The 20,860-nt window shown below is 54.8% G+C and carries 23 protein-coding genes; 2 read left to right on the forward strand and 21 right to left on the reverse strand.

What is annotated here, in order from left to right; genetic code table 11:
• Positions 1–275: 275 nt before the first annotated feature.
• From C1N58_RS10150 to hinT, 7 genes are all read right to left on the reverse strand, one after another.
• The gene (locus tag C1N58_RS10150; RefSeq protein WP_033737546.1) at positions 276–1,580 is read right to left on the reverse strand and encodes an NAD(P)/FAD-dependent oxidoreductase; all 1,305 of its coding nucleotides are present in this window, start codon (positions 1,578–1,580) and stop codon (positions 276–278) included.
• Between the two features lie 202 nt (positions 1,581–1,782).
• Complete coding sequence (gene ycfP, locus C1N58_RS10155; RefSeq protein WP_006118847.1) at positions 1,783–2,325, reverse strand: alpha/beta hydrolase YcfP; 543 nt, start codon at positions 2,323–2,325, stop codon at positions 1,783–1,785.
• Positions 2,326–2,364: 39 nt separating this feature from the next.
• Positions 2,365–3,405 (reverse strand): beta-N-acetylhexosaminidase, encoded by a 1,041-nt coding sequence (nagZ, locus tag C1N58_RS10160; RefSeq protein ID WP_394549677.1) that lies wholly within the window; start codon positions 3,403–3,405, stop codon positions 2,365–2,367.
• A 39-nt stretch (positions 3,406–3,444) separates the two neighbouring features.
• Complete coding sequence (gene thiK, locus C1N58_RS10165) at positions 3,445–4,257, reverse strand: thiamine kinase (protein ID WP_283787236.1); 813 nt, start codon at positions 4,255–4,257, stop codon at positions 3,445–3,447.
• Positions 4,241–4,843 carry a penicillin-binding protein activator LpoB gene (gene lpoB, locus C1N58_RS10170; RefSeq protein WP_033737549.1) on the reverse strand — a complete coding sequence of 201 codons (603 nt, stop codon included), beginning with the start codon at positions 4,841–4,843 and terminating at the stop codon, positions 4,241–4,243. The genes thiK and lpoB overlap by 17 nt, the downstream gene beginning before the upstream one ends.
• Positions 4,844–4,853: 10 nt before the next feature.
• Positions 4,854–5,222 (reverse strand): YcfL family protein, encoded by a 369-nt coding sequence (locus tag C1N58_RS10175; RefSeq protein WP_033737550.1) that lies wholly within the window; start codon positions 5,220–5,222, stop codon positions 4,854–4,856.
• A 20-nt stretch (positions 5,223–5,242) separates the two neighbouring features.
• Positions 5,243–5,593 (reverse strand): purine nucleoside phosphoramidase, encoded by a 351-nt coding sequence (hinT, locus tag C1N58_RS10180; RefSeq protein ID WP_006118842.1) that lies wholly within the window; start codon positions 5,591–5,593, stop codon positions 5,243–5,245.
• A 616-nt stretch (positions 5,594–6,209) separates the two neighbouring features.
• Here hinT and C1N58_RS10185 point away from each other — a divergent pair.
• Positions 6,210–7,784 (forward strand): methyl-accepting chemotaxis protein, encoded by a 1,575-nt coding sequence (locus tag C1N58_RS10185; protein WP_394564861.1) that lies wholly within the window; start codon positions 6,210–6,212, stop codon positions 7,782–7,784.
• Positions 7,785–7,898: 114 nt separating this feature from the next.
• Here C1N58_RS10185 and ptsG read toward each other — a convergent pair whose 3' ends face one another.
• From ptsG to yceD, 14 genes are all read right to left on the reverse strand, one after another.
• Positions 7,899–9,335, reverse strand: coding sequence for a PTS glucose transporter subunit IIBC (gene ptsG / locus C1N58_RS10190; RefSeq protein WP_006118840.1), 1,437 nt, complete (start codon positions 9,333–9,335; stop codon positions 7,899–7,901).
• A gap of 290 nt (positions 9,336–9,625) precedes the next feature.
• Entirely contained in the window at positions 9,626–10,417 is a 792-nt protein-coding gene (locus tag C1N58_RS10195) for a metal-dependent hydrolase (RefSeq protein WP_394564862.1), read from the reverse strand.
• 11 nt (positions 10,418–10,428) lie between these two features.
• A complete protein-coding gene (gene holB, locus C1N58_RS10200) occupies positions 10,429–11,418 on the reverse strand; it encodes a DNA polymerase III subunit delta' (RefSeq protein ID WP_033737552.1) in 990 nt (329 codons plus the stop codon).
• A complete protein-coding gene (gene tmk / locus C1N58_RS10205) occupies positions 11,415–12,050 on the reverse strand; it encodes a dTMP kinase (RefSeq protein WP_164483135.1) in 636 nt (211 codons plus the stop codon). The genes holB and tmk overlap by 4 nt, the downstream gene beginning before the upstream one ends.
• The gene (gene yceG, locus C1N58_RS10210; RefSeq protein WP_394549684.1) at positions 12,040–13,059 is read right to left on the reverse strand and encodes a cell division protein YceG; all 1,020 of its coding nucleotides are present in this window, start codon (positions 13,057–13,059) and stop codon (positions 12,040–12,042) included. The genes tmk and yceG overlap by 11 nt, the downstream gene beginning before the upstream one ends.
• Positions 13,056–13,871: an aminodeoxychorismate lyase gene (pabC, locus tag C1N58_RS10215; protein WP_394564153.1), complete on the reverse strand. Its 816-nt coding sequence runs from the start codon at positions 13,869–13,871 to the stop codon at positions 13,056–13,058. The genes yceG and pabC overlap by 4 nt, the downstream gene beginning before the upstream one ends.
• 121 nt (positions 13,872–13,992) lie before the next feature.
• Entirely contained in the window at positions 13,993–15,234 is a 1,242-nt protein-coding gene (gene fabF, locus C1N58_RS10220; RefSeq protein ID WP_033737555.1) for a beta-ketoacyl-ACP synthase II, read from the reverse strand.
• A gap of 85 nt (positions 15,235–15,319) precedes the next feature.
• A complete protein-coding gene (gene acpP, locus C1N58_RS10225) occupies positions 15,320–15,556 on the reverse strand; it encodes an acyl carrier protein (protein ID WP_003849865.1) in 237 nt (78 codons plus the stop codon).
• A 152-nt stretch (positions 15,557–15,708) separates the two neighbouring features.
• On the reverse strand, positions 15,709–16,443 hold the full coding sequence (fabG, locus tag C1N58_RS10230) for a 3-oxoacyl-ACP reductase FabG (RefSeq protein ID WP_006118833.1): 735 nt from the start codon (positions 16,441–16,443) through the stop codon (positions 15,709–15,711).
• Between the two features lie 10 nt (positions 16,444–16,453).
• Entirely contained in the window at positions 16,454–17,386 is a 933-nt protein-coding gene (fabD, locus tag C1N58_RS10235; RefSeq protein WP_394564154.1) for an ACP S-malonyltransferase, read from the reverse strand.
• Between the two features lie 16 nt (positions 17,387–17,402).
• The gene (locus C1N58_RS10240; protein WP_006118831.1) at positions 17,403–18,356 is read right to left on the reverse strand and encodes a beta-ketoacyl-ACP synthase III; all 954 of its coding nucleotides are present in this window, start codon (positions 18,354–18,356) and stop codon (positions 17,403–17,405) included.
• Positions 18,357–19,397: a phosphate acyltransferase PlsX gene (plsX, locus tag C1N58_RS10245; protein ID WP_283787263.1), complete on the reverse strand. Its 1,041-nt coding sequence runs from the start codon at positions 19,395–19,397 to the stop codon at positions 18,357–18,359.
• A gap of 25 nt (positions 19,398–19,422) precedes the next feature.
• Positions 19,423–19,593: a 50S ribosomal protein L32 gene (gene rpmF, locus C1N58_RS10250; protein WP_003849870.1), complete on the reverse strand. Its 171-nt coding sequence runs from the start codon at positions 19,591–19,593 to the stop codon at positions 19,423–19,425.
• 14 nt (positions 19,594–19,607) lie between these two features.
• Entirely contained in the window at positions 19,608–20,129 is a 522-nt protein-coding gene (gene yceD, locus C1N58_RS10255) for a 23S rRNA accumulation protein YceD (protein ID WP_006118829.1), read from the reverse strand.
• A 140-nt stretch (positions 20,130–20,269) separates the two neighbouring features.
• On the opposite strand from yceD, the gene C1N58_RS10260 reads away from it, so the two are divergent.
• Positions 20,270–20,857 (forward strand): Maf family protein, encoded by a 588-nt coding sequence (locus C1N58_RS10260; RefSeq protein WP_394564155.1) that lies wholly within the window; start codon positions 20,270–20,272, stop codon positions 20,855–20,857.
• Positions 20,858–20,860 lie beyond the last annotated feature (3 nt).

Below are 20,860 nucleotides of genomic sequence, written 5' to 3' on the forward strand. Positions count from 1 at the left end.
GGAAGTTCCTCCTGAAAGTGTTACCGCGCATTCCTGCCGCTGGATATCCCTCACAGCACTGGCAGAACCGGCGTGCGCGACTCGCCGTTTGGTTAAGATAAGTTTTACAGATGTAAAGCTTTTGCAATATCGGAATTTGGGAAGAAAATCGCGCCAACAGTGGTGCTACCACGTTTTCGGAGAGTTCTGAACAGAAATGACAGCGTAAAATCGTGCGCGGGTTTCGCCACCGGAACAGCACCGGTGGCGAAGTCAGACGAATCCGCCCCGTACTCTTAGTGCAGTTTCAGCCGGGGGCGAATCACCCGGTTCAGGCTCCCCACCACCATCATCAGGCCAGTTTTGATATAGCCATGCAGGGCGACCTGATGCATGCGGTACAGGGAGATATAGACAACACGGGCGATGCGCCCTTCAATCATCATAGAGCCGCGCATCAGGTTGCCCATCAGGCTTCCCACCGTACTAAAGCGCGACAGCGACACCAGCGAGCCGTGGTCTTTATAGACGTAGGCTTTCAACGGCTTGCCCCGGTACTGTAGCAGGATGTTATCCAGCGCACAGGACGCCATCTGATGAGCTGACTGCGCACGCGGTGGCACGAATCCGCCACCCGGCAAGGCACAGGAGGCACAGTCGCCGATAGCGTAGATATCCTCATCCAGCGTGGTTTGCAGCGTGTCTTTGACCACCAACTGATTAATGCGATTCGTTTCCAGTCCACCGATGCCTTTCATAAAATCAGGCGCTTTGATGCCCGCTGCCCAGACCATTAAATCGGCTTCGATAAATTCGCCGCTCTTCGTGTGCAGGCCCTGCTTATCTGCGCTGGTGACCATCGTTTGTGTCAGCACGCGAACACCCAGCTTTGACAGTTCCTGATGGGCCGCAGCCGAAATACGCGGTGGTAAGGCTGGCAGGATACGTTCGCCCGCTTCCACCAGCGTTACGTTCAGCGCTTCACTGTCGAGCGCCTTATAGCCATAGCTGTGCAGTTGCTTCACGGCATTATGCAGCTCCGCCGACAGCTCAACGCCTGTTGCTCCGCCCCCGACGATGGCGATATTGACCTTCTCCAGCGCCCCTTCACTGGCCGAGAATTTCAGGAACAGGTTGAGCATTTCGTTATGGAAACGGCGAGCCTGGTGCGGGTTATCGAGAAAAATGCAGTGATCTTTGACGCCCGGCGTCCCAAAGTCGTTTGAGGTACTGCCCAGCGCCATCACCAGCGTGTCGTAGGCCAGTTCGCGCTCGGGCACTAATACGTCCCCCTGCGCATTGACCACTTCGGCCAGCTGAATCACTTTCTTTTCGCGGTTAATGTTAGTGAGCGAACCCAGCTGGAACTGGAAACCGTGATTACGGGCATGCGCCAGATAACTCAGCGCATCAATCCCTTCGTCCATCGATCCGGTAGCGACTTCATGCAGCAGCGGCTTCCACAAGTGACTGTGGTTGCGATCGACCAGAATAATCTCGGCTTTCTTTTTACGCCCCAGCTTGTGGCCCAGTTGCGTGGCCATTTCCAGCCCGCCGGCACCGCCGCCAACAATAACAATTTTCTTAACAGATGCAGTCAACAAGGACCCCCTCAAATTGTGAACCAAAAGTTAATCAATGGTTAAATTAAACCTTAATAAACATAGGGTTGGCGACATAACATCGCTATCTGAAGGCAGAATACCATGACGGCCCCGGATGGGCCTCAGAAAATTGATGTACATCAAATTTAGCAGACTGTTCCTGGCATAGAGCCCGGCATCGTGCGGTTGCCGCGTTGTGTTAAACGGTGGTTTTGAAGGCGTTGATTCGCTGGAGATGGGGCGAGAGATTCCTGAACTTATGGCTTTCGCTTTCGTCCCAGATAAGGGGGTAATAAGGCTGGAGCAGCGTCGCGGTGCGCTGGCTGTCAAGCGCCTCATCATGACGCGCTAAAATGGTCAGGCAGCGGTCACGATTACGCTCGCGAAAATCGCTGACGCACTTGGTGGCTATATCCAGGTACTCTTCAGGACGATCAATCCTGCCTTCCATGGTCTCGAAGGGAAAGAGGTTGGGGTTAAACAGGACCTGACGGATACCGCATAAAAAACCAATACGCTCGGACCAGTAGCCTCCTAAGCCGACCCCGCAGATCAGCGGACGGGGATCATCACTGAGGCCCAGCATTTTATCCGTTTCTTTCAGCAGAAATTGCATGTCATGTTTAGGATGACGGGTGCTGTAACTGATGAGTCTGACATCAGGATCGATAAACTGCAGTTGCAACACTTTTTCGTGGTTGCCCGGGCTCGTCGCGTCAAAACCGTGCAGATAAATAATCATGTTTATCCTCTATGGCTGTCGCGCCGGGCAACCTGATGGCTATAACGCGGCTTTATGTGCCAGCCAGCGCGCCTGTAGCGCACTGAGCTGCTGCGCATTGTCTTTCCAGCGGCGACTCGCTTTCAGGCTCTCCCGGCTCAGGATTCCACGATGATACAACTGCATGACAGGCTCCGCTTCGATCAGGGTCAAATTATCTATGACACTGACGGCGCCCTTGCGATCGTTACAAACCAGAACCATGTCACAACCGGCAGACAGTGACTGCTGCGCACGCTCCGCATAGCTGCCCATCACGGCGGCACCTTCCATGGAGAGATCGTCAGAGAAAATCACGCCCTTAAAGCCCAGTTCCTGGCGTAACACCGTTTTCAGCCAGTAGGGTGATCCGCTGGCAGGAAGCGGGTCCGCTTCGCTGTAGATCACATGGGCAGGCATAATGGCATCCAGCGCCTGTTCATGAATCAGCGTACGAAAAATGGCCATATCGTGCTCGCGCACCTCGGCTTCACGGCGATTGTCGCGCGGGGTTTCTTTATGGGAATCTGCGCTGACCGCACCATGACCGGGGAAATGCTTACCGGTCGTCTTCATTCCCGCCTCATGCATACCGGCAATAAAGCGGCGCGCTATCGCGAGAGCGATCTGCGGATCCGCGTGAAATGACCGGTCGCCAATGGCCGCACTGATGTGGCCGATATCCAGCACCGGCGCAAAGCTGATGTCGATATCCATCGCTATCATTTCGGCGGCCATCTGCCAGCCTGCCTGCTGGGCCAACTCCCCTGCCGTGCTCATATCGTGGAGCGCAGCAAATGACTGCATCGCCGGTAGTGTGGTGAAGCCGTCACGAAAACGCTGTACCCGACCACCTTCCTGATCGACGGCCACAACCAGACGAGTGTGCGACGCGGCGCGGATCTGACGGACCAGCTCGGCCAGTTGCGCCGGATCGTGGTAATTGCGGGCAAAAAGAATCACGCCCCCCACCAGCGGATGGCGCAGTATGTCGCGCTCTTCGGCATCCAGCTCGAAACGCTCAACGTCCAGCATGAGTGGGCCGGGAAAACGTGTTGTCATAACCTGTATCCTGTCTCTCTGCGCCTCTGCGCAAAGCCGTTAAATCTGTGACCAGCTCTGTTGAGCCAGCTGTTGTAATTGGGCATCGCCACTCTGTTCTGCGCGCAGTTGATACCAACTGGCCACTAGCAGGTGCAGCCATGGTTGCCAGCGACGGACCTGACGCTGAAGTGAAGCCAGCGGTAACTGCATCCGCTCAGCATAGTCGGTTAGCCAACCGGTTTGCTGATCCGGCACGGCTAAACAGACGGCGGCCAGCTCCAGCGCCACATCCCCGTCCGCGGCATATTCCCAGTCGATAAGATGCAACCCCTGCGATGACTGGATCAGGTTGGCAGGATGAACATCCATATGCAGCGGGGCAAGGCGCAACGGACGCGGCTCACCCTGCTCTGTCAGCCGTTTTAGCTGGCGCAGCCAGCAATACTGACGCTGCTGGCACTGCTGCCAGTATTGCCACAGCAGGGGTAACAGCACGACACGATAACCGGTCAGCGGCTGGTGATGAAGCCGCTGGAGGAGCGTAATCACCTCGTACCGCTGTGCACGAAAACCCGCCTCATCCAGCACCTCACCTTCCTGCCAGGGCATAATAAGGCCATGGCGGTTACCCGCCAGCGGCGCGTTCACCAGCCCGCTGGGCTGCAACTTGCGCAACACACGGTGCTCGCGCTGGCGATTAACGAACGGTATCGCGGGATGCGGTGCCGGGCGGAGAAGATAGCGTCCCTGTGCGGTCAGGATGCGACAACTCTGCCCGGTTAAGCCCGCGAGTGAGGTCAGGTTGACCGGCTGCTCACCCGTTGTAGCCTGAATCAGCTGTAAAAAAGCGGCATTAATTCTGGGCGACACCGTTGCCCGACCAGATAATTTCGCCCGTCTGCACCAGCATGAGCTGCATCTGGATGGTCGGCGTTTTGACGTCACCCTTCGCCGTGCTGTAAAGGACATACTGGGCGTTAACGTTACGCGCCAGGCCAATCGCTTTACTGCGTGAGTTAAGACTGTCGTCCGGCGAAAGCCCCAGCGCCTGTTTGGCCTGCGCCAGCTGCTCCGGCGACACCAGGCTGAACTTACCATTGTTGTTCAGCGCCGTCTGAATGGCACTGGTTGCCTTCTCCGACTGGAGTGAACCGTTAGTGTTGTTTTTGATACGATCCACCAACAGCACGCTGCCCGGCTGCACAGTTGCGGCACGCACCATTTGGGCGACCAGCGGCTGTACGGTGGCATCCCAGTTAATTGTCACCAGCTTTGGCGGCTGCGGAACGGGTTGAGGCTGAGGAACCGGCTGCGGCTCAGGCTGAGGAACGGGCTGAGTCTGTTCCTCGGGCTGAGTTTGCTGTTCCACGGGGGCAGGCTGCTGCTGTTTCAACATACAGCCCGAAAGAATAAGCGCCATCATCAGTGCGCCAGTACGATTAACACTGCGAATCACGTAACAGTCCTCAGAGATAGATATAGAGACGAACCTTGCTGGCCGTCAGGTTACCCAGTTGCGACACCGCAGCGACGCTGCCGTCAGGCGGCACCGTGACAATCTGCGCGGGTTCACGCGGCGTTATTTCCAGCCCTTTATCGTCGTACCAGTAATAACGATAGTGCACCACAACCGGGGTTTCACGCTGATTGTAGAGTATGCTGCTGGCACGTTTCTGACCGTCGTGGTCATCCAGCGTGGGCTCATCGGTAATAATGCCCGCTGAAAGCACGGATGATTCCATCACCAGCGACTGAGACGTATTGATCATCGGTTTGTCACTACTGCAACCGGTCAGACTCAGCAAAACGGCCAGTCCTGTCAGCCATGAACGCATAGCAAGGTCCCCTTCAGGGATCAATGTGACAGCATCGGACCAAGCGGTTTACCGCCTACCAGATGCATATGAATATGGTAAACTTCCTGACCACCGTGCTGATTGCAGTTGACGATCAGGCGATAACCCTCTTTATCAATCCCTTCTTCACGCGCAATCTTCGCCGCCGCCGTGAACATCCGGCCAAGCGCCTGCTCATGTGCCGCCTCAACATCGTTGGCGGTCGGGATAAGAATGTTAGGGACAATCAGGATGTGCGTGGGGGCTTTAGGCGAGATATCGCGAAACGCCGTGACGAGTTCATCCTGATAAACCACGTCGGCGGGAATTTCGCGACGGATGATTTTACTGAAAATCGTTTCTTCAGCCATAGAGAGCAGTTCCTTTAGCCTGGGTAGATAATCTCTCAGTATGCGGGAGAAATTCGTTTTCTTTCAACCTCGCGCCGCTCTTTCTTACATTAAGTGGCGGTGTTTAACGCATTTCCGCCCTTGTAAGGGCACGAAACAGGCCTTTCCATTTTTATCACCCCACAGTCAGTGTCGTCTCCTTTCCTGCAGCCTGTCGTGGAATGAAACGATCACGTATCTCTGGTTTTCACGCGCAGCAGTCCTGCAAACGTTGGGTCGTTGCCACAGTCTCCGCTCCCCTGCTGTCCTGGCCGGGTTGACGGATATCACCCGCTGTCTTTCCGTGCAACGACAGCCCTTTCTGCTCTACGCACTATTGGCCCCAACAGTCGGCTCATCCACAGCGTGACGGGCGTTACTTAAGTTCCTGCATTACTGGGCGGGGGTGACAGCAAAAGGTTGCAACATTTGATCATTAAAGCCCTATCATTTCTTGCCGAAACTATAAATAACGTGTCGGATTAGTTTGATCCCGAGCCCGTCGCGTTTTACACCGCTTCAGGCCGTTAAATCTTGATGCGCAATAACGTGCCTGACTGAAAACGATTACAATTAACCGTTAAACAGGATGTTAATTATGCGATTCTTACAACGCGTTAAACTGTCACACCGACTGATTTTTCTCACCGCTTTTTTTCTCATCGCCATGGTCATTATTGCCGTTATCTGTCTTCATTCCCTCAGAACACTGGCGGCATCAGAACAGCAGTTATACACATCGCGGCTTGAACCGGTTCAGATGATGAACGTGGCGGCCCGCGAAATGGCGACCCACTTTCGACGGGGCTATGCGTATGTTTTTCCGGGTGGCAACGTCACCGCGGCCGAATCCCGTCAAAATACGATAAAATTTAACCAAAAATCACAGCAGTCGGTCCAGACCGCAGTGGATTTTCTGAAACAGTCCCAGGATCCCGCGTTGGTCGCGATTACGCAAAAAGTGTTGCAGGCCTGGCCGGACTATCTGGCCTCTATGCAGCGGGTTTATGCGCTGGCGAACAATAACGACATTCCGGGTGCCCTGAAGGAAATTGCCACTCAGACCGACCGCCTGCACGTCGCTGTCAGAGATCCGCTGCTGGAGGCCGTGAAGATTTACAACGCCTCTGTGCATCAGGTCATTGATGACAATGTTTCCCACATAGACAGTACCTCGTTCACGCTCATTCTGTTAATCGGTCTGACCTTCCTCGCCGGCGGCGTACTCGGTACGCTGATTTTTATCTCTGTCATGAAGCAACTGGGGGCGGAACCGGAAGTGGCGGTCCACATGGCGGGACTGATTGCGCGCGGTGACCTTCACGGGCACAACGAAACAAAACCCGGTGATACCTCCAGCCTGATTTTTCAGTTGTCTGTGATGCGTCAGCACATCCGCGATCTGATCAGTGAAGTCCAGGATGCCGCTGAGCAGGTGGCAAAATCCTCCGCAGAAATCGCCAACGGCACGCAGGATTTGTCACGCCGTACCGAGTCTCAGGCATCTGCACTGGAAGAAACCAGCGCCTCAATGGAACAGCTCTCTTCGGCAGTACAGAGTAATGCAGATAATGCGCGGGTGGCCAATGATGTCGTCAAACACGCGTTTCAGATTGTGGCCAGCGGCGGCCAGTCCGTCTCGGATGTAGAAGAGACCATGCACGCTATCCAGGACAGCAGCAGCCGGATAGGTGAAATCATTAGCGTGATTGACGGCATTGCTTTTCAGACCAATATCCTGGCGCTTAACGCGGCGGTCGAAGCGGCCCGGGCGGGCGATCAGGGACGGGGTTTTGCTGTGGTAGCCGGAGAGGTTCGCAGTCTGGCACAACGCAGCGCCGTGGCGGCTCAGGAAATCAAAGCGTTGATTACGGAGAGCCACTCGCGGGTAGCAACCGGGGTGAATAATGTCAGCGTGGCGGGCGAGACCATGAAGGCGGTGGTGAAAGAGATTCATCGCGTTAACGATCTGGTTGCCGAAATCAGCACCGGAAGCCATGAGCAGAGCACCGGCGTGAAACAGGTCGGCATTGCCGTGGCGCAGATGGACAGCGATACGCAGCAGAATGCGGCACTGGTTGAAGAAACGGCGGTGGCCACAGCTCAGCTGCAACGGTTGTCCGATCTGCTGTTGCAGACGACCTCTAAATTTGTGACGCGTCAGGCCAGCTAAAGCCAGCCCCAAACAGGTTATCGCCGTCATGCCGTTATGTCATGCCATAAAAAAACAGCGTTGAGTCGGAACTCAACGCTGTTTATGAAAGGCAAAAACGTACGCTACGGCCTGTTACATTTTACGGATGTAGTCATCCATATCGGTTTTCAGGTTATCAGATTTGGTGCCGAAAATGGCCTGAACCCCTGAACCTGCCACGACCACACCGCGTGCACCCAGGTTTTTCAGTTCTGTTTGATCGACCTTGCTGACATCCGCCACGCTGACGCGCAGACGGGTAATACAGGCATCCAGGTTGGTAATGTTATCTTTACCGCCAAACGCCGTAACCAGTTTGCCCGCCATTTCGGTGCCGGTTGCTGATGACGACTGCTCGCTGGCGCTGTCTTCACGGCCTGGCGTTTTCAGATCCAGCTTAACGATCAGCACACGGAACACGGTGTAGTAAACCGCCGCATAAATCATCCCGATGATCGGGAACAGCCAGATTTTGCTGCTGTTACCACTCAGAACGATAAAGTCGATCAGTCCGTGAGAGAAGCTGGTGCCATCACGCATGCCGAGCAGAATACAAATCGGGAACGCCAGACCGGCCAAGATCGCATGGATGACATACAGGACGGGCGCAACGAACATGAACGAGAATTCGATCGGCTCGGTAATCCCGGTCAGGAACGAGGTCAGTGCAGCCGAAATCATGATGCCGCCCACTTTCGCCCGGTTTTCTGGTTTTGCCGAATGCCAAATCGCAATGGCGGCCGCAGGTAAGCCATACATCTTAAACAGGAAGCCACCCGACAGTTTACCTGCGGTTGGGTCACCCGCCATATAGCGCGGAATATCGCCGTGGAAGACCTGACCTGCCGCATTGGTATATTCACCAATCTGCATCTGGAAAGGGACGTTCCAGATGTGGTGCAGACCAAATGGCACCAGCGCACGTTCAACCACGCCGTAAATACCAAAAGCGACCACAGGGTTCTGATAGGCTGCCCACTGTGAGAAATCCTGAATCGCTGAACCGACCGGCGGCCAGATAAATGACAGTACCAGGCCCATCGCGATAGCCGCCAGACCGGAAATAATCGGCACAAAGCGCTTGCCCGCAAAAAAGCCCAGATACTCAGGCAGCTTGATGCGATAGAAGCGGTTGAACATGTAAGCCGCGATGGAGCCGGCAATGATACCGCCCAGCACACCGGTGTCCGCCAGGTGTTTGGCCTCAATTTCTGCCGCAGGCAGATGCAGCACTAACGGTGCCACCACGGCCATGGTTTTCACCATGATGCCATAAGCCACTACCGCCGCCAGGGCCGAAACGCCATCGTTATTGGTAAAGCCCAGCGCAACACCGATGGCAAAAATCAACGGCATATTCGCAAAGACCGAGCCGCCCGCTTCCGCCATAACATGTGAGACGACCACAGGTAACCAGCTGAAATTGGCGGAACCTACTCCTAATAAAATACCGGCGATAGGCAGAACCGACACCGGCAGCATGAGCGATTTACCAACCTTTTGTAAGTTGGCAAAAGCGTTTTTGAACATAACGTGAAACTCCTGAGTATGAGTGCGTTTTTCGCGCAGTGCGCGTGGTAAAGAGGGAGGTTCTTTACCGGTTGGCGTTATCCACCATTTTGATTTATTACGAAGGGTAAAATAAATTACGCCTCGTTACTTTGACGGCTATCACGTTTCGCAAACCAGAGCGCTCAGACGGGTAAACATACGTGCATAACCGCCTATTTTTTCAGCGAAATCCCCTGACTCTGTTGGACAAAAACAGAGTCAGCAGCGGATATGTCGTATTTATTACAAAGCCTGAAATAAACTAACTGTCAGGCGCCAAGGCGGCTCAGGGGGATATGGAAAAGCGTGGAGAAATTCTGCGTGGTGGTTACCGCCAGCGTCTCGATATCCACGCCTTTCAGTACCGCCAGATAGTCGGCCACATCGCGTGTATAGGCCGGTTGATTCTCCTTGCCGCGATAAGGTACAGGTGCCAGATAGGGCGAATCGGTTTCAACCAAAATACGATCAAGGGGAACATAGCGTGCCGCCTCGCGTATCTGCTCAGCATTGCGGAACGTCACGATCCCTGAGAAAGAAATGTAGAACCCCATATCCAGCAGCTTCGCCGCTGTCGCCTGATCTTCCGTAAAACAGTGTAGTACACCGCCGCAGCGTTCAACCTGTTCTTCACGCAGAATCGCCAGAGTATCTTCACGCGCATCACGCGTGTGCACGATGATCGGCTTGTTCAGCGCGATCCCGGTACGGATATGCTCGCGAAACGAGTGCTGCTGCTGCGCTTTGGTTTCCTGCTGGTAATAATAATCCAGTCCGGTTTCACCCAAGGCCACCACCTGTGGATCGGCGGCCAGCCGACGGAATTCGTCGACATCGTAAGGTTCCTCCTGATTCAGCGGATGTACACCGCAGGAGAGTGCGATATTTTCGCGACCGCCTACCAGCGCCTTTAACGTGCTAAAGCCAGGTAACGTTGTGGCAATCGCCAGCATAAACCTGACGTCGCGCGCTGCCGCTTTGGCGATCACGTCATCAAGATCCTGATGGGTTTTTTCATAGTCAAGGCCATCAAGATGGCAGTGGGAATCAACAATAAACATAGTTTTCTCAGTCAGCCGGGTACTGCGGGCTTCAGGTTGTCCGCCCAGCTCAGTAGCCTGTCAGTTAACAAAAGTTCACGATTCACTGCCGCAACCTCTGACAGCGTTTCGCGGCAGCGCATCCAGTCCTGAGCGCTGTTGTTCAGCGCCGTTTGCGAGAAATGCTGCGCCAGCATCGCCACCACATCCTGACGATCCACATTGGTCAGCCACTGTGCCGCACCCTGCTGCCACTTGATGGCATCCAGTATCAACGCCAGCAGCCAGCCTATGCGCGTGCCTGGGTTATCAGTATTCAGTACTGGAAGCAGTTGCAGGATGTCCTGTTGCAGGGCGCTGGCAAGGGCATCACAGAGTGCCTGCCTTGCCTGCCATGCTCGCTCATCCAGCAGCGCCAGGGCGGCACCGGGCGCGCCTGCACTCAGGCGCAGCGCAGCCAGTAAGTGTGACTCGTCATACGCTCCCTGCTTTCTGAGCCATGCCAGACTGTGGGCTTCGTCTGGCGGTGCCAGCGTTAACACCATACAGCGGCTGCGCAGCGTCGCCAGCAAACGCGAAGGTTCACGACTGCTCAGAAAGAACCAGCTGTTTGCCGGCGGTTCTTCAAGGGTTTTCAGCAAGGCGTTCGCTGCCGCATCACTGAGCTGCGACGCATCGGGTAGCCAGACGACTTTAGCCCCGCCCTGCTGTGCATGGTGGTACATTTTTTCCGTCACCTGGCGCACGGCATCAATGCCGAGCGTGGCTTTGCCTTTTTCGGCTTCCAGCCGGTACCAGTCAGGATGCGTGTTTGCCTGCATCAGTTGACAGCCATGACAGTGACCGCAGCTTTTCAGTCCGTCGCGGCGCTGACACATCAGCCAGCGGCTCATTCCCCACACCAGGGCATCATCGCCCATGCCTTCCATGGCATTCACCAGCAGCGCGTGATGCGCGCGATCCGCCTGGTGCTGTGCAATCACCTGCCGGTAAGGCTGGTTTAGCCAGGGATACCAGTTCATGCCCGCTGTTCCGCCAGCCAGGCAGACAATGTGGATTGCAGCGCGGTGGTCACCTGTTCCAGAGGCTGCGTCGCATCGATTGTCCGAATCGTCGCATCTTCCGCCGCCAGGGCCAGGTAGCGGTCACGCGTGCGTTCGAAAAAGCGCAGTGACTCCTGCTCGATGCGATCCAGCGCACCACGAGCGCGGGCACGTTGTAATCCTGTTTCCGGTGTGACATCCAGATACAACGTCAGGTCAGGACGAAAATCCCCCAGCACCGTATCACGCAATGTACGCATCAGTTCGGCATCAACCCCACGGCCGCCGCCCTGGTAAGCCTGAGAGGAGAGATCATGCCGATCGCCCACCACCCAGGCGCCGCGCGCAAGGGCCGGTTTAATCACGGTTTCGACCAGCTGGACACGGGCGGCGTACAGCATTAACAGTTCCGCTTTATCGGTCACCTGCTCGCCCTCAATGCCCTGCTTCACCAGAATACGGAGCTGTTCAGCCAGCGGCGTACCGCCGGGTTCACGGGTAAAGACGATGTCTTCAATCCCGTGTGCCTGTAACGTTGCCACAATGGCCTCACGGGCCGTGGTTTTTCCCGCGCCTTCCAGGCCCTCAATCACAATAAACTTACTGTCCATTTTTTTCCTTTAACGCAAGCCGGTAAGCCTGGACGGCCTTGTTATGGCTGGCAAGATTGGTCGTGAACGTATGTCCACCTTTGCCATCCGCCACAAAATAGAGGTAATTGGTCTTTTCCGGATGGGCGGCGGCAATCAATGAGGCCTTACTCGGCATCGCAATCGGGCCTGGCGGCAAACCACTGATGATATAGGTATTGTAAGGCGTCGCTGTTTCCAGATCTTTGCGCGTCAGCGTGCCATTGTAGGCTGCGCCCATACCGTAAATCACGGTCGGATCGGTCTGCAGGCGCATGCCCGTCCGCAGTCGGTTAATAAACACAGAGGCCACTTTCGCCCGCTCTTCGCTGACGCCCGTCTCTTTTTCAATGATCGACGCCATCGTCACCATCTCCTGCTCATTCTTGTAGGGCAGGTTGTCCATGCGGCCTTGCCAGACTTCATCAACCATCTTTTGCATTCGCTGATGCGCACGCGTCAGCAACGCAATATCCGTTGTATTGGCGGTATACAGATAGGTATCCGGACAGAAGCTCCCTTCCAGCTGATTTTCATCCAGCCTGAGCGCCTTTGCCACGGTGGCATACTTATCATCAGGCAACGTATGTTTTACATAGGGTGCCTGGCGTAATTCACTCAGCCACTCCTGCAGGCGTTGTCCTTCTACAAAGCGCAGCGGGAACTGGGCCTCTTTGCCGCTGGCCAGCAATGCCAGTAGCTCGCGCACCGTCATTGACGGTTCCAGACGATAGGTCCCGGCTTTGAATTTTGCCAATTCAGGCTCAAACTTAAGCAACGCGCCAAACCAGATGCTGTGGGGAATAATATGCTGACTTTCCAGCTGGGCTTCTAACGCCACACGGCCCGTCCCGGCGGGCAGCGTGTAAATCGTTTCCTGGGAAAGGGGCAGACGGCTGGCAGCAAGTTGCTTCACCTGCCAGTAGCTGACGCCTGCGGCCGCCAGCAGCACTGCCAGCACACCCGCAATAATTTTTTTGCTTCGACTCATTCTGCTTCCATTATCGTTTTACAGCTTTCCTGTAGCTGGTTAAACAATGTGCGTTGATGAAAGGTCACCGCATCAAGTTGTCGAACGGGCAAGACAGGCATGAGCGTATTACAGATGACAATTTCGTCTGCGGCTAACAGCGACGCCAGCGTCGCCTGCACCACCTGACAACTCTGTCCTGCTGCACGTATTTGCGCCATCAGATTCTGCCGCATAATGCCGTCAACGCCAGCCTGATCCAGCCGGGGCGTAAAGATCGTGTTGCCGCTCCGCCAGAATAAATTGGCCGCACAGCATTCCACCACCCAACCTTCGGTGTCAAGCACCAGGGCTTCATCCGCGTCTGTCTGCTCAAGATGGGCACGAATCATCACCTGTTCAAGCCGGTTGAGATGTTTTAGCCCGGCAAACTGGGGGTTGCGTGCCAGCCGGACCGGACTGACCACCAGCCTGACACCGGTATTTTCTAACGCAGCATAGTGTCCGGGCCAGTCAGAGACCGAGACAATGCGCGTCGGCCCGCTACAGCCCGCACGACTGTAACCGCGTCCCCCACTGCCTGCGCTGATAATGACTTTAAGCACCGCGCTGTCATGGCCCGAGGCCGCCTGCAGCATTTCCCCCGCCAGAGCCTGCCAGTCAACATTCTGTAACCACAGGCGTTCGCAGCTTTGCTGTAGCCGCTGAATATGCCAGTCAAACAGCGCGATATTGCCCTTGATGATAGCGGCCGTGGTAAAGCAGCCATCGCCAAATTGTACGGCGCGATCGCGGGCCGTGAGATGGGATTGTTCGATGCCGTTAATCCACATTACCGCGTCTCCCGTATCGATATCGTGGTTGTCATGACGGTGATTTTATCGGTTTCTCTTCGTCGCTGGACAGAAAAAAGGCCCGCATAGCGGGCCTTTTAAGCAATCATAAACGCCAGGTTTAGATTTTACGGAAAATCAGTGAACCGTTAGTGCCACCGAAACCGAAAGAGTTACACAGCGTATATTCCAGTCCAGACACCTGACGTGCAGTGTGAGGAACGAAATCAAGATCGCAACCTTCGTCCGGGTTATCCAGGTTCAGGGTCGGTGGAACCGCCTGATCGCGCAGCGCCAGAATCGAATAGATCGATTCAACCGCGCCTGCCGCACCCAGTAAATGGCCGGTCATCGACTTAGTTGAGCTGACCATAACCTTGCTGGCAGCCTCACCAAACACTGATTTCACCGCCTGCGCTTCGGCTTTATCGCCTGCTGGCGTTGACGTGCCATGCGCGTTGACGTAACCGATCCTGTCAGGCGTCATCTGTGCATCACGCAGCGCATTGATCATCGCTGCGGCTGCGCCAGAGCCGTCTTCCGGTGGCGAGGTCATGTGATAGGCATCGCTGCTCATCCCAAAGCCCACGATTTCCGCGTAGATTTTAGCGCCACGCTTCTTAGCATGCTCGTACTCTTCCAGTACGATAATGCCCGCGCCGTCGCCCAGTACAAAACCATCACGGTCTTTATCCCATGGGCGGCTTGCCGCCTGCGGGTTGTCGTTACGTGTAGACAGTGCACGCGCCGCGCCAAACCCACCTACACCCAATGGTGTACTGGCTTTTTCCGCGCCACCTGCCAGCATCACGTCAGCATCGTTATAAGCGATGATACGTGCCGCATGACCAATGTTGTGAACGCCAGAAGTACAGGCGGTCGCAATGGAAATGCTGGGGCCTTTCAGGCCATACATGATGGTGAGATGTCCCGCCACCATATTGACGATTGTGGAAGGCACGAAGAAAGGGCTGATTTTACGCGGACCGCCGTTCACCAGCGAGGTATGGTTTTCTTCAATCAGACCCAAACCACCGATGCCCGAACCAATTGCCGCGCCAATCCGGCCTGCATTTTCCTCGGTCACTTCAAGACCGCTGTCCTGCATGGCCTGAATGCCTGCCACGATGCCGTACTGAATGAAGTCATCCATCTTGCGTTGATCTTTACGGGAAATAAAGTCATCGCAATTGAAATCTCTTACCAGACCTGCAAAGCGTGTTGCATAGGCGCTGGTATCAAAATGGTCGATCAGGTTAATGCCGCTCTGACCGGCAAGGAGAGCACTCCAGGTAGACTCTACGGTATTGCCGACAGGAGACAACATGCCAAGACCAGTCACAACTACACGACGCTTAGACACGTTCGTCCTCCAGGGAGGGAAAAAAATGACTATTGTGGGGCAAACATAAAACTCAGGCGGTCAATTGACCGCCTGAAGATATTCATTAGCCTTTGTGGCTATTGATATAGTCGATCGCTGCCTGAACGGTAGTGATTTTCTCAGCTTCTTCGTCTGGAATTTCAGTATCAAACTCTTCTTCCAGAGCCATTACCAGCTCAACGGTATCAAGAGAATCGGCACCCAGGTCTTCTACGAAAGATGCAGAGTTGGTCACTTCTTCCTCTTTCACACCCAGCTGCTCACTGATGATTTTCTTAACGCGTTGTTCGATATCGCTCATACTATTTAATTTCCTATCAAAACTCGCTTTCGCGATGGTTTTCGTAGTGTATAAAATGTTGAAAAAGATGCAACAAAATCCCGGCTGGTCTAACCACGATTTACGCTATTGTGCGGTTTTATACGCAAATAATGCAAATGATTTCGTGATTATCAGACCATATACATGCCGCCATTGACGTGCAGCGTCTCACCCGTGATGTAGGCTGCTTCGTCAGAGGCTAAGAATGCAACAGCATTAGCAATTTCCTGCGCTTCGCCTAAGCGACCCGCAGGCACTTCTGCCAGAATACCGGAACGTTGATCTTCGTTCAGTGCCCGCGTCATGTCGGTCTCTATGAAGCCCGGAGCCACGACGTTGACGGTAATGCCACGTGACGCGATTTCCCGCGCCAGTGATTTGCTAAAGCCAATCAAACCCGCTTTTGCTGCAGCATAGTTTGCCTGACCCGCATTACCCATGGTTCCGACAACGGAACCAATGGTGATGATACGTCCCATGCGCTTTTTCATCATGGCACGCATCACCGCCTTAGAAAGACGGAAAACTGATGTGAGGTTGGTATCAAGGATATCCTGCCACTCATCGTCTTTCATACGCATCAGTAAATTATCACGCGTAATGCCTGCATTATTGACCAAAATGTCCACTTCGCCAAATTCAGCGCGAATTTTCTCTAAAACGCTGTCGATGGAAGCGGCATCTGTCACATTTAACAGCAGGCCCAGTCCCTTATCGCCAAGGTAAGCACTGATCGCATCGGCACCACTTTGGCTGGTTGCAGTTCCCACCACTTTTGCACCACGTGCAGCCAGGGTTTCTGCAATCGCACGGCCAATGCCGCGGCTCGCGCCCGTTACCAGCGCTACTTTACCTTCAAAGCTCATGATTTTCCTCTTATTCCTGTGCAAGTGCCGCAGTCAATGACGCAGTATCGTTCACCGCTGCCGCAGACAGGCCATCTACGATACGTTTGGTCAGGCCAGTGAGCACTTTACCCGGACCCATTTCAATCAGTTGCGTCACGCCCTGCGCAGCCATCGCCTCTACGCTTTCTGTCCAGCGTACCGGGCTATAAAGCTGGCGAATCAGCGCCTGACGAATCGCGTCGGCATCCGTTTCGGCTTTCACGTCGACGTTGTTAATCACCGGCACCTGGGGTGCCTTAAAGGTGAGCGTTTCCAGCGTCAGTGCCAGTTTTTCCGCCGCAGGCTTCATCAGTGCACAATGCGAAGGTACGCTGACCGGCAACGGCAACGCGCGCTTGGCGCCCGCCGCTTTACAGGCCGCGCCTGCACGTTCTACCGCATCTTTGTTACCCGCGATAACGACCTGGCCTGGCGAATTGAAGTTCACCGGCGAAACGACTTCACCCTGCGCACTTTCTTCACAGGCTTTCGCAATGGCCGCATCATCAAGCCCGATGATCGCCTGCATGGCACCGGTGCCTTCTGGCACGGCTTCCTGCATCAGTTTACCGCGCAGTTCAACCAGTTTGATTGCGTCTGCGAAATCCAGTACGCCCGCACAGACCAGCGCAGAATATTCGCCCAGGCTGTGGCCCGCCATCAGCACAGGCTCTTTGCCCCCCTGCTGCTGCCAGACACGGTAAATCGCCACGGAAGCGGCCAGCAGCGCAGGCTGCGTCTGCCAGGTTTTGTTCAACTCTTCCGCGGGGCCCTGGCTCACTAACTGCCACAGATCATAACCGAGGGCCTCAGAGGCTTCACGGAACGTCTCTTCAACCACCGGATAAGCGGCAGCGAGTTCTGTCAACATGCCCACAGACTGTGAGCCCTGACCTGGGAAAACAAAAGCAAGTTGCGTCATTTTCAGTTCCTGTCAATCAAAAGCGAACCAGCGCAGAACCCCAGGTGAATCCACCACCAAAGGCTTCCAGCAAAATAAGTTGTCCGGGTTTGATGCGGCCATCGCGCACGGCTTCATCCAGTGCGCTGGGCACCGATGCGGCTGAGGTATTTCCATGACGATCCAGCGTGACCACCACTTTTTCCATGGTCATGCCCAGTTTTTTCGCCGTGGCGCTGATAATGCGAAGGTTTGCCTGATGCGGCACCAGCCAGTCCAGCTCTTCACGCGCAATGTTGTTCGCCTGCAAGGTCTCATCAACGATGTGCGCCAGTTCTGTCACGGCCACTTTGAAGACTTCATTACCTGCCATTGTCAGGTAAGCGGGTTGATCCTGATGCGCGCGATCCTGATAAGGCAGCGTCAGCAATTTGGCGTAACGGCCATCAGCATGCAGATGGGTAGAAATGATGCCCTGCTCTTCACTTTGACCCAGTACCACTGCGCCCGCACCGTCACCGAACAGAATGATCGTGCCACGATCTTCAGGATCGAGCGTACGCGCCAGGACATCAGAACCGATGACCAGCGCATGTTTCACTGCACCATTTTTGATGTATTGATCGGCAACGCTTAACGCATAAGTAAAGCCTGCACAGGCCGCGGCCAGGTCAAACGCGGCGCAATCTTTGATTTCAAGCATCTGCTGAATCAGGCAGGCAGAGCTGGGGAAGGCATGACTGGAAGACGTGGTCGCCACAATGATCAGGCCCACGTCATTGGCATCGACGCCCGCCATCTCCAGGGCACGTTGTGCTGCCTGGTGGCCCATACTTGCAACAGTCTCATCCGGCGCAGCAATACGGCGCTCACGGATGCCGGTACGGGTAACAATCCACTCGTCCGAGGTCTCCACCATTTTTTCCAGGTCGGCATTGGTGCGGACCTGGCTGGGCAAATAACTGCCCGTACCGATAATTTTGGTAAACATCTAGGCTTTGTCACTCCTGGCTAATACAGCGTCCAGACGGGCGGCAATGTGTTCAGGAACCTGCCGCCTCACCGCCTGCTCGGCCTGATTGATCGCCATGGCAAAGGCATGTTGATTTGCTGCGCCATGACTCTTGATCACTGTCCCGCGCAATCCTAACAGACAAGCGCCATTATACTGGTCGGGGTTGAGATGGCCGAAACGCCTGACCAAACGCTTTTTAACCCAGCGCCCCAGCAACGTCAGCCACCACGACCGCTTTTCACCTTCTCCCGATGATTTCAGCAGAGAAAGGAACATTCTTACCACGCCTTCCATTGTCTTCAGTGTGATGTTTCCAGCGAAACCATCACAAACCAGCACGTCCGTTTTGCCGGTCAGCAAATCATTACCTTCAAGGTAACCAATGTAATTAATTTGCGGTAATGCCTTCAGAATTAACGCCGCATCGCGAATGCTTTCAAGCCCTTTATGCTCTTCATGGCCAATATTGAGAAGTGCCACGCGGGGATGCGCTATGCCTAACACTTCTTCGGCCATGACCGCGCCCATCACCGCAAACTGCACCAGCATCGCACTGTCAGAATCGACGTTGGCACCTAAATCCAGAATGACCGTCTTTCCCTGATGTTGGTGGGGTAAAACGGTCATCAACGCCGGACGCTTAATGCCGTCCAGCGGCTTCAGTAATAATGTCGCCAGCCCCATCAGCGCGCCGGTATTGCCGCTGCTGACGCAGGCCTCTGCCCGCCCTTCTTTCACCAACTCTAACGCCACTCGCATTGAACTGCCGCGGCTGTTACGTATGGCTTGTGCGGGTCGCGCATCACTTGCAATAACGGATTCGGCAGGAACAACCTGCAAACGCGCCAGCAGGGCGGAATCGGCTTTGGCAAGCAATGGCGTGAGAATGTCGGGGTCTCCGACCAGAAGAAGGATAAGTTCCGAATGAGAGGCCAGTGCCTGCAATGCTGCAGGCACCGTCACGCAGGGACCGAAATCCCCGCCCATGGCATCGATAGCCAGGGTCAAACGTGTCAAGGTATCGCCTTGCTAAGCAAAGATCTTACTTAACGATAACCTTGCGACCGCGGTAGTAACCATCCGCAGTGATGTGGTGACGCAGATGAGTTTCACCAGAAACTTTATCTACTGACAGAGCAGCAGTGGTCAGCGCATCGTGCGAACGACGCATACCACGCTTAGAACGGGTGGGTTTATTCTGTTGTACGGCCATGGACCTTACTCCTATTACTTACGCTTTAAACTGGCTAATACGGCAAATGGGTTTGGTTTTTCTGCCTCTGCAGGCAATTGGCCAAAGACCATGTCCGCCTCGGACACTTCACAGTGTTCAGAATCGTGCACCGGAACCACAGGCAGCGCGAGAATAACTTCATCCTCGATAACCGCCAGCAAGTCGATCTCACCGAATTCGTTGACATCAACCGGCTCGTACGCTTCCGGCAACGCCTCGGCCTGCTCATCAGATGAAACAGGACTGAAGCAATAGCTTACGTGAACATGATGTGGAAAAACCTGGTTGCAGCGCTGACAACGAAGCGTAACCTCAACATCAGCAGTACCCGTCAGTACTGCCAGACGCTGGTTATCAACCGCGAACGACATGGCACATTCAACATCACTGTCCACACTGACGACCGACTCAGCCACACGCTCTACCTGTTGCGAGGTATAAACACCCTGGTAATCAAGGCGTTTTTGAGCGGTGCGGACGGGGTCCAGCGTCAGGGGTAATTTTACCTTTTGCATAGGGCGCGCATATTAACTTTGTAATCACATAGAGTCAAAGAAAAAGGCCGTTGGACAGCATCTTTCAACCACTATTCGCATCCAGTGCGGCGCACAGTTTAAAATGACTGCCACCAATTCGCTATCAATATTGAAAAAAAATGACAGCATCGATTCTTTTAGCATCAACCTCACCGTTTCGTCAGGCGCTGCTGAGCAAGCTTGGCCTGCCTTTTACAGTAGATTCACCCCAGACAGATGAAACCCCGTTAGAAAATGAACGCGCAGAGGATCTGGTTACGCGCCTGGCCATAGCCAAAGCTCAGGCGCTGGCTGAGCGTTATCCACATCACTGGATCATTGGTTCCGATCAGGTCTGCGTCCTTAACGGCAGGATTACCGGAAAACCCCATACGGCGCAGAACGCAGAAGCACAGCTGCGCGCTGCCAGTGGCAACCGCGTAACCTTTTACACCGGCCTCGCCCTCTACCACCCTGCCAGCCAGCGGCTGATGCAGTGCTGCGAACCTTTTACCGTGCATTTCCGCGCGCTGAGTCAGGCCGACATCACCAACTATATAAAGAAAGAGCAACCGCTCCAATGCGCCGGCAGTTTCAAAAGTGAAGGACTGGGCATCTGCTTATTTGACCGGCTTGAAGGGCGCGATCCGAATGCGTTGGTAGGACTGCCGCTTATCGCGCTCAGCGCGATGCTGCGTGAAGCGGGCATCAATCCCCTGGAAGCGTGATGC

The organism is Pantoea sp. SGAir0180 (assembly GCF_043546245.1).